The organism is Streptomyces caatingaensis (assembly GCF_001187435.1).
Classification (GTDB): Bacteria; Actinomycetota; Actinomycetes; order Streptomycetales; family Streptomycetaceae; genus Streptomyces; species Streptomyces caatingaensis.
In genome coordinates this window covers 589,106-601,785 of record NZ_LFXA01000004.1, presented here as the reverse complement: position 1 = coordinate 601,785, position 12,680 = coordinate 589,106, and the positions used below count along the sequence as shown (strand labels likewise).

Here is a 12,680-nt window from a genome sequence, read left to right as displayed (position 1 = left end):
GCCGCACGCCCCTCGTGGCGGGGCCGCGTCGTGCCGCACACTGGTGGGCGGTGCCTGAGTCCTCCGGAGCAGTGGCACGGACCGGGAACCCCGCGAACCGCTCGGCCGCCGCCCGCGCCGAGTCCTCTGCCCACGCAGCGATCACCCTGGAGGTCGCCCCCGTGCAGACCCGGACCCCCACCATCGCGCCGGCCGCCGTCCGCCCGGCACCGGCCGTACCGAGGCAGCCCGGCCCGCCCCCGGCCGAGATCCTCGACGCCCCGCCGCCGCCCGAGCGCGAGCGGCGCCCCGACACCGGCGGCCCGTCCTCGGACCTCTTCCGGCAGTACCTCCGCGAGATCGGCCGCATCCCACTGCTGTCGGCGGCCGAGGAGGTCGAGCTGGCCCGGCGGGTGGAGGCGGGCCTGTTCGCCGAGGAGAAGCTCTCCACCCACCCCGACCTCGACACCGCCCTCGCCCTCGACCTCGACCGGCTCGTGGTCCTCGGCCGGATGGCCAAGCGCCGCCTCATCGAGGCCAATCTGCGCCTGGTCGTCTCCGTCGCCAAGCGCTACATCGGCCGCGGGCTGACCATGCTCGACCTGGTCCAGGAGGGCAACCTGGGGCTGATCAGGGCGGTGGAGAAGTTCGACTACGCCCGCGGCTACAAGTTCTCCACCTACGCGACCTGGTGGATCCGCCAGGCCATGTCCCGGGCGCTGGCCGACCAGGCCCGCACCATCCGCGTGCCGGTGCACGTCGTCGAGCTGATCAACCGCGTCGTCCGCGTCCAGCGCCGCATGCTCCAGGAGCGCGGCAGCGAGCCCACCGCCGAGGAGGTCGCCGCCTACCTCGACCTCTCCGAGGAGCGCGTCAGCGAGGTGCTGCGGCTCGCCCAGGAGCCGGTGTCGCTGCACGCGCCCGTCGGCGAGGAGGACGACGTCGCGCTCGGCGACCTCATCGAGGACGGCGACGCCGCCTCGCCCGTCGAATCGGCCGCCTTCCTGCTGCTGCGCGAGCACCTGGAGGCGGTCCTCTCCACCCTCGGCGAGCGCGAGCGCAAGGTCGTCCAGCTGCGCTACGGGCTGGTGGACGGCCGGCCGCGGACCCTGGAGGAGATCGGCCGGATCTTCGGCGTCACCCGCGAGCGGATCCGCCAGATCGAGTCCAAGACCCTCAACAAGCTCCGCGACCACGCCTTCGCCGACCAGCTGCGGGGCTACCTGGACTGACGCGCCGTCACTGCCCGAACGCCCCGGGGTGCGTCTGCTCGCGCACGGTCCCGTACTGCTGCCGCACCGCCTGGCCGGCCGGCAGCTCCTCGCCCGGCTCGAAGACCTGCCCCGTGCCGTACGGCCAGTGCGGCGGCTCCTGCGGGGAGAGCACACCGTGCTGCACCCCCAGCGACCAGGCGGCCTGCCGGGCCGCGCCCAGCGCCGCCCAGTCCGCCGGCTGCGGGACGACCACCTGCGCGCCGAACAGCGCCGGCGCCAGCGCCCGCACCGCGGGCAGCTCCGCCGCCGCGCCCAGCAGGAAGACCCGCCGCACCGGGACGCCGCGCCCGCGCAGCACGTCCAGCGCGTCGGTCAGCCCGCACAGCATGCCCTCGAAGGCCGCCCGCGCCAGGTGCTCCGGCTTCATGCTCTCGCGCCGCAGACCCGTCAACGTCCCGGCCGTGTGCGGGAGATGAGGCGTCCGCTCGCCCTCCAGATAGGGCAGCAGCACCATCCCGTAGGCGCCCCACGAGGAGCGCAGCGCCAGCTCGGAGAGACCGCCCAGATCCGTGCCCAGCAGCTCGGCCGTCCCGCGCAGCACCCGGACGGCGTTCCGCGTGTGGACGACGGGCAGGTGCCGGCCCGTCGCGTCGGCGAACGAGGTGATCGTGCCCGTCGGGTCCACCAGCGCCTCGTGGTGCACGGCGAACACCGAGCCCGAGGCCCCCAGCGAGACCACCGCGTCCCCCGGGCCCACGCCCAGCCCGAAGGCCGCGGCCATCGTCTCGCCCGTGCCGGCGGAGATGAGCAGCCCCTCGGGGGTGTGCCCGGCCGGCTCGGCGGGCGCCAGCACGTCCGGCAGCGCCGCCCCGTGGCCGAGGGCCAGCTCGACGAGGTCCGGCCGCCACGCGCCGGTGGCCGCCGACCAGTAGCCGGTGGCCGAGGCGGCGCCGCGGTCCGTGGTGCGCCGCACCGGGCGGCCCAGCAGCTGCCACACCAGCCACTCGTGCGGCTGGAGCAGCATGGCCGTACGGGTCGCCGACTCCGGCTCGTTCCGCGCCAGCCAGCGCAGCTTCGCCACCGCCAGCGAGGCCTGCGGCACCGTGCCCACCGCCTGCGCCCAGGCGGCCCGGCCGCCCAGCGCGTCGGTGAGATCGGCGGCCGCGGCCTGGGCCCGCTTGTCGTTGCCCAGCAGCGCGGGACGGACGAGCACGCCGCCCGCGTCCAGCGCCAGCAGCCCGTGCTGCTGCGCCGAGACGCCGATGGCCTGCACGCCCTCCAGCAACCCGCCCGCGGCGGCCTCGCCCAGGGACATCAGCCACCCCTGGGGGTCGCCCTCGGCGGCGGACGGCGGGTGCGGCGCGTACCCCTGGCGGAGCACGGTGCCCGTGTCCGCGTCGCAGACGACGATCCGTGTGCTTCCGCTGGAACTGTCCAGCCCGGCGACTATCCCCATGCCGAGGATGATGCCAAAGGCGCCGGTCAGGTGTTGCTGGTGCCCCACTCGTCCTCGTCGCCCGCGCGCTGTTCGCGCAGCGAGCGCACCCGCTCGGCCACCGACTCCGGAACCCGGTCGCCGACCTTGTCGAACGTCCGCGAGACCAGCGTCCGGCCGTTCACCGCGGCCGCCTCCACGGTGTTGCGCACCGCCGGGTTCCCCGCGATCCGCTGCGCCCCCTTGCGCAGCGCCTCGTACCGCTCGCGGCCGGCCCGCGCGCCGAGCACGTACCCGACGGCAGCCCCAGCGATGAACGTCAGCCGGTAGCGCATCCCGTACCGTCCTTCCCTCGGATCCCCTGGAATCCCGCGCGACCGCGGGCCCTGCCGGGCTCGGGTCACCGCCTGCCCGGAGTCCGGGAAGATCACTCCCGGGATACCGATTGGCGGAGCACCCCCCTGCTTGCGCTAATGTATGTCTCGCAGCGAGCGCACGCCGCCCGGGAGACCGGACGAAGATGCATTCGAGGCAACGCCACAGTCCCCTGTAGCTCAATTGGCAGAGCAGCCGGCTGTTAACCGGCAGGTTACTGGTTCGAGTCCAGTCGGGGGAGCTCGATCCTCTGTAGCTCAATTGGCAGAGCAGCCGGCTGTTAACCGGCAGGTTACTGGTTCGAGTCCAGTCGGAGGAGCCATACGGGAGAAGGACCCCTCGGGGGTCCTTTTTTCGTCCCCGGATCGACGCCGGACGGGAACCGATCCGGCCACGGCCGAAGTCCTCAAGGTCAGGCTGGTCACACGATGTGCCCCCACCGGGGCAGCAGATCGTATGAGCGGCTATGCTGCGGCAGACGGCGCGCACAGATGTGCGCGACGCGCCGTGAACGGGGCGGTAGCTCAGCCGGTTAGAGCAGCGGACTCATAATCCGTCGGTCGTGGGTTCGAGTCCCACCCGCCCCACTTCGCGGCAGCCGTGCAGAAACGATCCGAGCTGCGCTTACTCATGCGCGCCCGCGGGTGAGACATCGGTGCACTCCACCGCCGTCCGCAGGGTCCGGGCCAGTCGGACGGCGTCGTCGACGCCCCAGAAGTGCAGGAAGAACAGCCGCGGTTCCTCGTGGAGCATATGGCTGTGGATCGAGACGATGTCGATCCGGCCGCGCCGCAGGGCGCGGATGACGTGCTGCATCTCGGCCCCCGTGATCACGAAGTCCCCGTTGACGATCGCCCGTCCCCCGCCGACCGGCTGGAACGAGATCGCGGTCGTGGCGCCGGTCATCCGGGGCAGGACGCGGTCGTGCTCGACGATCGTCTCCCGGCGGGCGAAGGTGATCTTGTAGATCTGGCCCTCGGTGCCGCCCCTGGTGCCCAGCGCCTCGTCGACGCCCTCGGTGTCCAGGTCGACGTCCGCCGTGGGCGGGAGCCCGGTCGGGGGCGGGGTGCCGGTGGCCGCCAGCGCCTCCCGCAGGGCGTCGGCGAGCACGGTCTCGTCCTCGTGCAGCCCGTGGACGTGCATCCACCACACGGCCGGCTCGTGGGCGAGCATGTGCTTGTGGATCGCCGTCTGCGCGATCCCGCGCGCGTCGAGGACGTCGATCACCCGCTGCATCTCGTCCTCGGTGACGGCCATGTCGCCCATCAGCATCGTCCGGCCGTCCTCGTACCGGACGAAGGAGACGAACGAGCCGATCCCCAGGCTCGGGATGATGCGGTGCCCGTGCGAGGTCACCTTCAGATCGTGGCGGAGGAACCCCATCCGGTAGACGTGCTCGCCGCCCATCCGGCCGCGGTGGTCCAGCGTGTCGATGACGCCCTGCCAGTCGGACTCCTTGGTGCCCGCCGGGTGGATCAGCCTCTTGCGGCACGGGTCCGCGGTGCGGCACCCGTCGCTCGCGGGCGCCGCCCGCGCCGGGCCGGCGCCCGCCAGGAGGGGCGCGAAGGCGGCCGTGGCCAGCACCAGGCGCCGGGACGTCGTCGTGTGCGGACGCGGCCCGGGGCCGTCACCGTTCTGCGCTCTCTCACCGGTCATATAAGCGCACCTCCGCCGATGATGTAACCACGGTCACACCGCTTGGCCGCGGAGGCGGCCGTAGGCCATACGGGGCCGTTCGGCGGCTGAGGAATACGGTGCGGCACGGCCCGGTTACCGCTCCTGAGCCACAACGACCGAGCCACACACGACCACCACCGGAAGCGGGTAGGCACGCATGAGCAGCACCGTGGAGCTCACCAAGGAGAACTTCGACGAGGTCGTCTCGGGCGCCGACTTCGTCCTCATCAACTTCTGGGCCACGTGGTGCGGTCCCTGCAAGCGGTTCGCGCCCGTCTACGACCGCGTGGCCGCCAAGCACGAGGACCTCGTCTTCGCCAAGGTCGAGACCGACTCCCAGGCCGAGCTCTCCGCCGCCTTCGAGATCAGCTCCGTCCCGACGCTGATGATCGTCCGCGACAACATCGCGGTGTACGCCCAGCCCGGCGCCCTCCCCGAGGCCGCCTTGGAGGACGTCATCCGCCAGGCCCGCGCCCTCGACATGGACGAGGTCCGGGCGTCGGTGGCGGAGGCGCAGGCGCAGGCGAAGGACTGAACGGCGTCCGGCGTCGTCCGGTGTGCGGGGCGCTGTGTGGGGGGCGCCGGTTCGCCGGTCCGCCGCCGGCGGGTGAACTGCGGTGCGGTGGGCGGAGGTTGCCGCGCCTGCGCCGGTGGCGGTGCGGCGGTTGCGAGGGGCCGGGGCGCCGGCCCCCGGGCCGGCCCCGGCCCGCGCCCCCCCTTGCCGGCCCGAGCCCCGTGTACCGACGGGGGCGTCGGACCCGCCGCCTCCGTATGATCGTCGAGGACCGTCCGTCCGGCCGGGACCGTTGATGCGGCTGATCCGCAGCCGATCGGGGCTGATCGGCGGCTGATCGGCGGCGGCCCGTGTCGCAGGACCCGTACTTCAGGATCCGCACCTCAGGATCCGTACTTCCCTCTGGAGGAATCCGTGGCCACGACCCGTACCGCGCACACCGTCTGGGAGGGCGAGCTGCTCACCGGGAGCGGCACCGTCACGTTCGACTCGTCGGGCATCGGCTCCCAGCCGGTCTCCTGGCCGTCCCGCGCCGAGCAGGCCAACGGGAAGACCAGCCCCGAGGAGCTCATCGCCGCCGCCCACTCGAGCTGCTTCAGCATGGCGCTGTCGCACGGCCTGACCGGCGCGGGCACCCCGCCCACCCGGCTGGAGACCAAGGCGGACGTCACCTTCCAGCCGGGCGAGGGCATCACCGGCATCCACCTCTGGGTCCGCGGCGAGGTGCCCGGCCTGGACGAGGAGGGCTTCGCCGCCGCGGCCGAGGACGCCAAGAAGAACTGCCCGGTCAGCCAGGCGCTCGCCGGGACGACCATCACCCTCACCGCCGAGATCGCCTGACGCCGCTCAGCAGGGCCCCCGCGGCGAGCAGCGCGACGCCGCCCGCCGCGAGGGCCAGCGGCCACACCGGGCCGTGGTGGGTCACCAGCCACGCCCCGGCGGCGGCCCCGAGGGCCATGGCGAGGACGGAGCCGACGCGCCGTCCGAGAAAGGGGCCGGTCCCCCCGGCCGCGCGGGAGTCCGCGGCGATCCCGGTCAGGGTGCGGGTCAGGATGACCGTCATCATGTCGGGCACGGCCAGCCGCCGGACCGTGGCGACCCGTACCCCCATGGCCAGCGCCAGGACGGCGGTCGTCGTCCAGCGCCGGCCCTCCCCGCCCGGGCCGGCCGCCGCCACCGCCGCCGCAGCGCCGACGAGCAGCGCCTCCGCCGCCAGGGCGCCGCCGAGCCACAGCCGCCTCGGCCGGCCGTCCATCGCGACCCCGAACCGCCCGCCGAGCAGCGCCCCCACCAGGAAGCCGCCCAGCGCGACCCCCGAGGCGGGCACCGAGAACCCGGCCTCGCCGACCGCCGAGAAGCCGAGGAAGACCACGTTCCCGGTCATGTTCGCGGTGAAGACGTGGCCCAGCCCGAGGAAGCTCACCGCGTCGACGACCCCGGCGACGAGGGTGAGCGCCAGCAGGGCCGCGAGCAGCGTCACGCCCTCATGGTCGCAGCGCGGCGTGCACGACGAGGTTCCTCGCGGCCCGCTCGCCGGGCGCCGGGGCGCCCCCGCAGGTGACCAGGAGCAGCTTGCGTTCCTTCGGCGCGGGCTGCTCCTTCCGGGCGACGGGGACGCCCTTCTCGACGGTCTCGACGCGGGTGACGACGAAGTGCAGCACCCGCCCGTCGCCCCGCTCGACGTCGATCACCGTGCCCTCGCCGACCGTGTGCAGCTCCCGGAAGACGGCGGGACGGCCGTCCCGGTCCTCCCGGTGCCCGACGATCATCGCGACCCCGCGCTCGCCCGGGAGGACGCCGCCGCTGTACCAGCCGGCCGTCATGCCCTGCTCGGGCGGCGGCCCCTGCACGCTGCGGTCCTTGCCCAGCGTGTTGATGCGGATCAGCGGGCTGTCCACGCCGAGCGACGGGATGCGCACCCGCTGCGGCTCGTCGGCGGACGCCGGGGTGCCGACGGCCTTGTCGTCCACCGCCCCGACGCTCCCGAAGCACCCGCCGGCCAGCAGGGCGAGGGGCAGCGCCAGGCAGACCAGGCCGGCGACGGCCAGGGCGATGTGGCGCGCACGGGACATGGGACCGCTCCCTCTCGATGACATGGGACGGCCCCACGCTACGGAGCCGCCGCCCCCGGCCGCCTCGGGTAAACGGCCACCCTTGGCGGCGCCGCGTCCGCCGAAAGGATGAGGCGCGCCTCAGCGTATGAGCCGCTGGAAGAGCCCCCACGTGAAATCCGCCACGTGCTCCTCCCGCCGCCCGGACGCGTCCGGGGCCGTGAAGGCGAGCTGCCAGCGGGTGGGGGCGGTGCCCTCCATGGGGCGGGCGGGGGCGAAGGCGCGGGCGGTCTCGTCGACGGTGCAGGACCAGGGGGTCAGGTCCTCGACGGTGCGGGGGGCGGGGGAGGGGGCGCCGGGGGCGCGGACGAGCCACGCGTTCCAGACGGCGCCGCCGGGGGCGGTGAGGACCTCGAAGCGGAGGTCCGGCCAGAGGGGGACGGGCCATGTGGCCGCCTCCGCGGTGAGGTCGCCGATCCGGCGCCGGGTGACGCTCTCGGGCGGGCCGAGGACGGAGCGGTAGCGGGGGCCGGCGCCGCGCCGGGGCGAGTGCAGCATGGCCTGCCAGCGGCGGTTGGCCTCGCGCATCTCCGCCCGTGTGACGCCGAGTCGGCGCACGGCGTCCTCGACGAGGCCGGGCTGGTGGTCGGCCATGCGGCGGAGGAGGACGAGCTGGAAGTCCAGGGGGGTGAAGGGGGCGGGGGCGGTCATGGGGTCATGGTGACGGATGGGGAGGGGGCGGCGAGGGGGTTTCCCGTACCTCGCGGCCCGCTCCCCGGGGCTCACTCCCCGAAGCCCTCGCCGCTCCCCTCCCCCAGCATCCGCCGCAGCAGGTCGCGCAGCGTCGTCCGCTCCGCCGGGGAGAGGCGGCCCAGGGGTTCGCGGGCGAAGTGGAGGCTCTCGCGGAGGCGTTCCGCCGTGGCGCGGCCCTCGGGCGTCACCGCGGCGAGCTTGACGCGGCGGTCGTCGGGGTCGGGGCGGCGCTCGACGAGCCGGCGGGCGGCGAGGCGGTCGACGATGCCCGTCACGTTGGACGGCTCGCACTTGAGCCGCTCGGCGATGCGCCGCATGGGCAGCGGCTCGCGGGCCAGCAGGGCCAGGACGCGGGCCTGGGCGCCGGTCAGGGAGTGACGGGCGGCCGCCTCGTCGTACTCCTCGTGGTAGCGCACCACGACCGTGCCGATGAGCTCCACCACCTCGGTGGTGAGCGGGTCGGGGGTCCGGGGGGTCGACGACGGTGCCATGGACACCAGCCTACCCAGTTCCTTGACAACATAAAATATCTAGGTCAACTATTGTTTCAGCTGATGAAGCAATAGGAGGTCAAGAACCGATGTCCGTTCCCGCCACCGCCCGCGCCTGGCACCTGGTCGCCCGCCCCGTGGGCGAGCCGAACCCCGAGGACTTCGCGCTCCGCGAGGAGCCCGTCGCCGAGCCCGCCGAAGGGCAGATCGTCGTCCGCAACCTCCACCTGTCGGTCGACCCGTACATGCGCGGCCGCATGAACGACGTCAAGTCGTACGTGCCGCCGTTCGCGCTCGACCGGCCCATGACCGGCGGCGCCGTCGGCGAGGTCGTCGCCTCGCGGGACGGGCGCTTCGCCGTGGGCGACCACGTCCTGCACGACCTGGGCTGGCGCGAGTACGCCGTGCTCGACGCCCGGCACGCCTTCCCGGTGGACGCCGGCGCCGCGCCGCTCTCCGCCTACCTCGGCGCCCTCGGCATGCCGGGCATGACCGCCTACGCGGGGCTGCTGGAGGTCGCGTCCTTCCGGCCCGGCGACGCCGTCTTCGTCTCCGGCGCCGCCGGGGCGGTGGGCAGCATGGCCGGGCAGATCGCCCGGCTCAAGGGCGCCTCGCGGGTCGTCGGCAGCGCGGGGTCGGACGAGAAGGTGCGCCGGCTCGTCGAGGAGTACGGCTTCGACGCGGCGTTCAACTACAAGAACGGCCCGGTCGCCGAGCAGCTCGCCAAGGCGGCCCCCGACGGGATCGACGTCTACTTCGACAACGTCGGCGGCGAGCACCTGGAGGCGGCGATCGGCGCCCTGCGGCTGCACGGCCGGGTCACGCTGTGCGGCGCCATCGCGCAGTACAACGCGACGGGGCCGGTGCCGGGCCCGGGCAACCTCGCCCTCGCCATCGGCAAGCGGCTGCGCCTCCAGGGCATGATCGTCATGGACCACGAGGCGCTGCGGCCGCGGTTCGTCGAGGAGGTCGGGGGCTGGGTCCGCTCCGGCGAGCTCAAGCGCGACGAGACCGTGGTCCACGGGATCGAGGGCGCGGTGGACGCCTTCCTCGGCATGCTGCGCGGCGAGAACACCGGGAAGATGATCGTCAGCCTGTGATGCGCCGGGGGCGGGGCTCGCGCCCCGCCCCCGCGGCCTCAGGCGCCGGCCGCGCCGGCCTCGGCCAGCACCAGCCCCGCGTCCGGCCGTTCGGCCAGGACGCGGCCGTCCGGACCCCACACCGCGCTCAGCCCGCAGGCCGTGTAACCGCCCGACGGGCCCACGTGGTTGGCCAGCGCCACGTACAGGCCGTTGTCCCGCGCCATCGCGGGGTAGAGCGTGGCCAGCTTGCGCGGGCCGTCCTCCGCGTCGTGCAGGGAGCTGGCCAGCAGCAGCCGGCAGCCGTCGGCCGCGGCCCGGGCGGCCACCTCGGGGAACGCCGTGTCGTAGCAGATCGCCAGCCCCACGCGGACGCCGTCGAGCTCGAAACGGCCGTCCTCCGTGCCGGGCGCGAAGCCCGCCGCCCGCTCCGTCTCCGTCACATGGACCTTGTCGTAGCGGGTGAGCAGGGCCCCGTCGGGGCCGTACACGTACGAGCTGATGGTCGGTCCCTGCGCCGACCGGCCGGGGCAGTTGACCACGGCGGTGACGGCGGACGCGCGGCACGCCTCGCGCAGCGGGGCCAGCTCCGGGCCGTCGGGGGCCAGGAGGAGCGCCGGGTCGGCGGTTATGGCGCCCAACTCGTAACCGGTGACGGCCAGTTCCGGGAAGACGACGACGGCCGCGCCGGCGGCGGCCGCCTCCCCGACGAGGGCTGCCATGGCCCCGACGTTGGCCGCGACGTCGCACGGCCGGGGTGTGAACTGCGCACTTGCGATGATCATTGGCCCATCATCCCCGCCGCACCGTGCCCGCGGCCACCCCCAACACCGCCCTGACCTGTGCCACGATCGCCCGGCGGCTCCGCTCGAACTTGGGATCCGTGACGCGGCCGCCCGCCGGACCGTTGTCGTCCGCGAACTGCAGGACGGGGGTGTGGAGATGACCGCCGGGGACGCGCAGCCGCAGCGCGTCGCGCAGCAGCGTCGCCCGGTAGGCGATCTCGTTGGAGAGGTAGTCGCCCCCGCCGCCCGCGCGCGCCGCCGAGCCCGGCGTCGGTCCGTCCGGCCGCTCGACGGGATCCGTGCCGCCCGCCGGGATCTCGGTGACGGACGTGTTGTCGTGGACGGGGTACGGGCCCGTCGCCGCCGAGGCGAGGACGGCGTACGGGAGCGTCGTGCGCGTCCACTGGGGCTGGGGGTGCTGCCGTACGGGGACGGGCGCCGGGCCGCGCCGCAGGCCCTCGTTGTCCGTTCCGGAGCCGCGCCACGCCCCGTTGGTGCGCTCCAGGTCGAAACGGCCCGGACGGCCCTGGCTGATGGTGGTGAACAGGTCGACCCGGTGCGGGCCCGGCCGGAAGTGCGGCAGCAGGGTGCGCTCGACCGTGCCGCGGGCGAAGTCGTCCCAGCGGACGGGGAAGACGGCGGCCTCGATCCGGGCCGGTCCCGAAGGGGTGTTGACGGTCGTGCCGTCCAGCGCCAGCGCCGAGGCGCCGGACGGGTTGGAGCGCCGTACGTCGTCGTCGAGCCGGAACGGGTCGAACCCCGTCACCAGCACCCGCTTGATCCCCCGGCCCGCCGGGAAGGCGACCGAGTCCTGACCGCGCGAGCCCCGCTCCAGCCCGTCCAGCAGGGCGGCGCGCCGCTCCGCGGGGAGCGGGAAGGAGGGCCGCCACTCGCGCAGCGCCCTCGTCAGGCCCACGCGCGCCCAGTACAGCGGGCGGTCGTCGTCGCGCGGCAGGTCGCCGCGGACGGGGCCGCGGCCCTGCGCCCGGTCCACCGCGCGCCGCCACAGCCGCCGTCCGGTCTCCGCGGTCAGCCGCTCCGCCTGCCGCGCGGTGCGCGTGCGCGCCAGCGCGGCGGCGAACTCCGGTGCCTCCCGGTCGAATCCGCCGCGCCGCAGGATCTCCCGCGGCACGGGGGCGTCGAGGCGGCTCTCCTCCCGCGTCGGGCCCGCCGGCGGCGCGTCGGCCCCCGCCGGGACGGCGAGCGCGGGGACGGTGAGCGCGGGGACGGACAGGAGCGCGGCGAGCAGAGCGGCGCTCCGGACGTGCGATGTGCGCGTGATGATTCCCATGGGGCCGTATGAAATCAATGGGGGGAGGCAGAGGGTAGGGGTACGCCAACTGCCCTTCCCCACCGGTGGTTTCGCGCCACAATGGCCGGATGGATATAGCCGGGTTCACGGGAGTTCATCAGGCAGTCCTCAGTGGTTCACCAGGGGCGGCCCCGCCGCTGTTCGGCACGGCCGCCGGCCAGGGGCTCCGGCAGTTCGCCGAACTGGGCCTGGCCCTGCTGCTGTCGCTGCTCATCGGGCTGGAGCGGGAGCTCCAGCAGAAGAGCGCGGGGCTGCGCACCCACACCCTCGTCGGGGTGGGGAGCGCGCTGTTCATGGAGGTCTCGATCCACGGCTTCGGGTCGCTCACCGGCGTCCCCGGCGCGTCCGTGGACGTCTCCCGGGTCGCCGCGCAGATCGTCTCGGGCATCGGCTTCATCGGCGGCGGGCTCATCTTCGTCCGCCGCGACGCGGTCCGCGGGCTGACCACCGCGGCGACGATCTGGCTGACCTGCGCGGTCGGCATGGCGTGCGGCGGCGGGCTGCCGCTGCTCGGCGCGGGCGCGACGCTGGTGCACTTCCTCGTCGTCCGCGGCTTCCCGCTGGTCACCCGCCGGCTGGTGTCCGGACGCACCGTCTCGCAGGTCGAGCTGCGGCTCTCCTACCGCACGCGCCGGGGCCTGCTGGGCCGGGTGCTGGAGCTGTGCACCGCCCGCGGCTTCCGCGTGACCGACGTGCACATCACCTCCGAGGCCCGCGAGTCCGGCAAGGTGAAGGAGGCCGACGTGGTGCTGGGGCTGGAGGGCCGTACGTCCGCCCATCCGCTCGTCGAGGAGCTGACGGAGTGGGAGGGCATCCTCGGGGTGGGGCTGCGCGCGCACCGCGACAGCACGGAGTGACGTCCGGCTGACGCCGAACGGCCCGGCCTTGAACGGCCGGTGCCGAGCGGGCCCGGTGCTGGAGAGGCCCGGTGCGTGAACGCGCTTGGCGCGGGGGCGAGTTCATCGGCTACCGTGCCGGGGGCGGGGGCGGCGCCCACCTGACGGGCGCCGCCCCC

General features: G+C 74.6%; 14 protein-coding genes and 3 tRNA genes. 8 read left to right on the top strand and 9 right to left on the bottom strand.

From position 1 onward, the window contains the following. Positions 1-71 precede the first annotated feature (71 nt). Positions 72-1,211 carry an RNA polymerase sigma factor gene (locus tag AC230_RS10140; protein ID WP_049715735.1) on the top strand — a complete coding sequence of 380 codons (1,140 nt, stop codon included), beginning with the start codon at positions 72-74 and terminating at the stop codon, positions 1,209-1,211. A gap of 7 nt (positions 1,212-1,218) precedes the next feature. Here AC230_RS10140 and AC230_RS10135 read toward each other — a convergent pair whose 3' ends face one another. After that, positions 1,219-2,649: an FGGY family carbohydrate kinase gene (locus AC230_RS10135; RefSeq protein WP_049715884.1), complete on the bottom strand. Its 1,431-nt coding sequence runs from the start codon at positions 2,647-2,649 to the stop codon at positions 1,219-1,221. Between the two features lie 26 nt (positions 2,650-2,675). After that, positions 2,676-2,963, bottom strand: coding sequence for a hypothetical protein (locus tag AC230_RS10130; RefSeq protein ID WP_049715734.1), 288 nt, complete (start codon positions 2,961-2,963; stop codon positions 2,676-2,678). Positions 2,964-3,171: 208 nt separating this feature from the next. Between AC230_RS10130 and AC230_RS10125 the strand changes: the two genes are divergently transcribed. The 3 genes from AC230_RS10125 to AC230_RS10115 all read left to right on the top strand — a co-directional run bounded on the left by AC230_RS10125 (position 3,172) and on the right by AC230_RS10115 (position 3,590). Then, positions 3,172-3,244, top strand: a tRNA-Asn gene (locus AC230_RS10125). Positions 3,245-3,249: 5 nt separating this feature from the next. Beyond that, a tRNA-Asn gene (locus AC230_RS10120) sits at positions 3,250-3,325 on the top strand. 191 nt (positions 3,326-3,516) lie between these two features. Further along, positions 3,517-3,590: transfer RNA gene (locus AC230_RS10115), tRNA-Ile, on the top strand. Positions 3,591-3,627: 37 nt separating this feature from the next. Here the strand turns inward: AC230_RS10115 and AC230_RS10110 are convergent. Beyond that, the gene (locus AC230_RS10110) at positions 3,628-4,659 is read right to left on the bottom strand and encodes a DUF1259 domain-containing protein (RefSeq protein WP_049715733.1); all 1,032 of its coding nucleotides are present in this window, start codon (positions 4,657-4,659) and stop codon (positions 3,628-3,630) included. Positions 4,660-4,837: 178 nt separating this feature from the next. Between AC230_RS10110 and AC230_RS10105 the strand changes: the two genes are divergently transcribed. Then, positions 4,838-5,215, top strand: a complete 378-nt coding sequence (locus AC230_RS10105) for a thioredoxin family protein (RefSeq protein ID WP_049715732.1) — start codon at positions 4,838-4,840, stop codon at positions 5,213-5,215. A gap of 393 nt (positions 5,216-5,608) precedes the next feature. Beyond that, positions 5,609-6,034, top strand: a complete 426-nt coding sequence (locus AC230_RS10100) for an OsmC family protein (protein ID WP_049715731.1) — start codon at positions 5,609-5,611, stop codon at positions 6,032-6,034. Here the strand turns inward: AC230_RS10100 and AC230_RS10095 are convergent. The 4 genes from AC230_RS10095 to AC230_RS10080 all read right to left on the bottom strand — a co-directional run bounded on the left by AC230_RS10095 (position 6,015) and on the right by AC230_RS10080 (position 8,489). Then, positions 6,015-6,674 carry a YoaK family protein gene (locus tag AC230_RS10095; protein ID WP_049715730.1) on the bottom strand — a complete coding sequence of 220 codons (660 nt, stop codon included), beginning with the start codon at positions 6,672-6,674 and terminating at the stop codon, positions 6,015-6,017. The genes AC230_RS10100 and AC230_RS10095 overlap by 20 nt on opposite strands. Before the next feature lie 4 nt (positions 6,675-6,678). After that, entirely contained in the window at positions 6,679-7,266 is a 588-nt protein-coding gene (locus AC230_RS10090; protein WP_049715729.1) for a class F sortase, read from the bottom strand. 120 nt (positions 7,267-7,386) lie between these two features. Next, positions 7,387-7,956: a hypothetical protein gene (locus tag AC230_RS10085; protein ID WP_049715728.1), complete on the bottom strand. Its 570-nt coding sequence runs from the start codon at positions 7,954-7,956 to the stop codon at positions 7,387-7,389. Positions 7,957-8,027: 71 nt separating this feature from the next. Next, complete coding sequence (locus AC230_RS10080) at positions 8,028-8,489, bottom strand: MarR family winged helix-turn-helix transcriptional regulator (protein ID WP_049715883.1); 462 nt, start codon at positions 8,487-8,489, stop codon at positions 8,028-8,030. Between the two features lie 89 nt (positions 8,490-8,578). Between AC230_RS10080 and AC230_RS10075 the strand changes: the two genes are divergently transcribed. Continuing rightward, the gene (locus AC230_RS10075; RefSeq protein ID WP_049715727.1) at positions 8,579-9,589 is read left to right on the top strand and encodes an NADP-dependent oxidoreductase; all 1,011 of its coding nucleotides are present in this window, start codon (positions 8,579-8,581) and stop codon (positions 9,587-9,589) included. Positions 9,590-9,627: 38 nt separating this feature from the next. Here AC230_RS10075 and AC230_RS10070 read toward each other — a convergent pair whose 3' ends face one another. Together AC230_RS10070 and AC230_RS10065 are read right to left on the bottom strand one after the other, a co-directional pair. Then, positions 9,628-10,353 carry a carbon-nitrogen hydrolase family protein gene (locus AC230_RS10070; RefSeq protein WP_049715726.1) on the bottom strand — a complete coding sequence of 242 codons (726 nt, stop codon included), beginning with the start codon at positions 10,351-10,353 and terminating at the stop codon, positions 9,628-9,630. Between the two features lie 7 nt (positions 10,354-10,360). Next, complete coding sequence (locus tag AC230_RS10065; RefSeq protein ID WP_049715725.1) at positions 10,361-11,644, bottom strand: C15 family peptidase; 1,284 nt, start codon at positions 11,642-11,644, stop codon at positions 10,361-10,363. A gap of 89 nt (positions 11,645-11,733) precedes the next feature. On the opposite strand from AC230_RS10065, the gene AC230_RS10060 reads away from it, so the two are divergent. Beyond that, positions 11,734-12,522 carry an MgtC/SapB family protein gene (locus AC230_RS10060; protein WP_078871105.1) on the top strand — a complete coding sequence of 263 codons (789 nt, stop codon included), beginning with the start codon at positions 11,734-11,736 and terminating at the stop codon, positions 12,520-12,522. Positions 12,523-12,680: the final 158 nt, after the last annotated feature.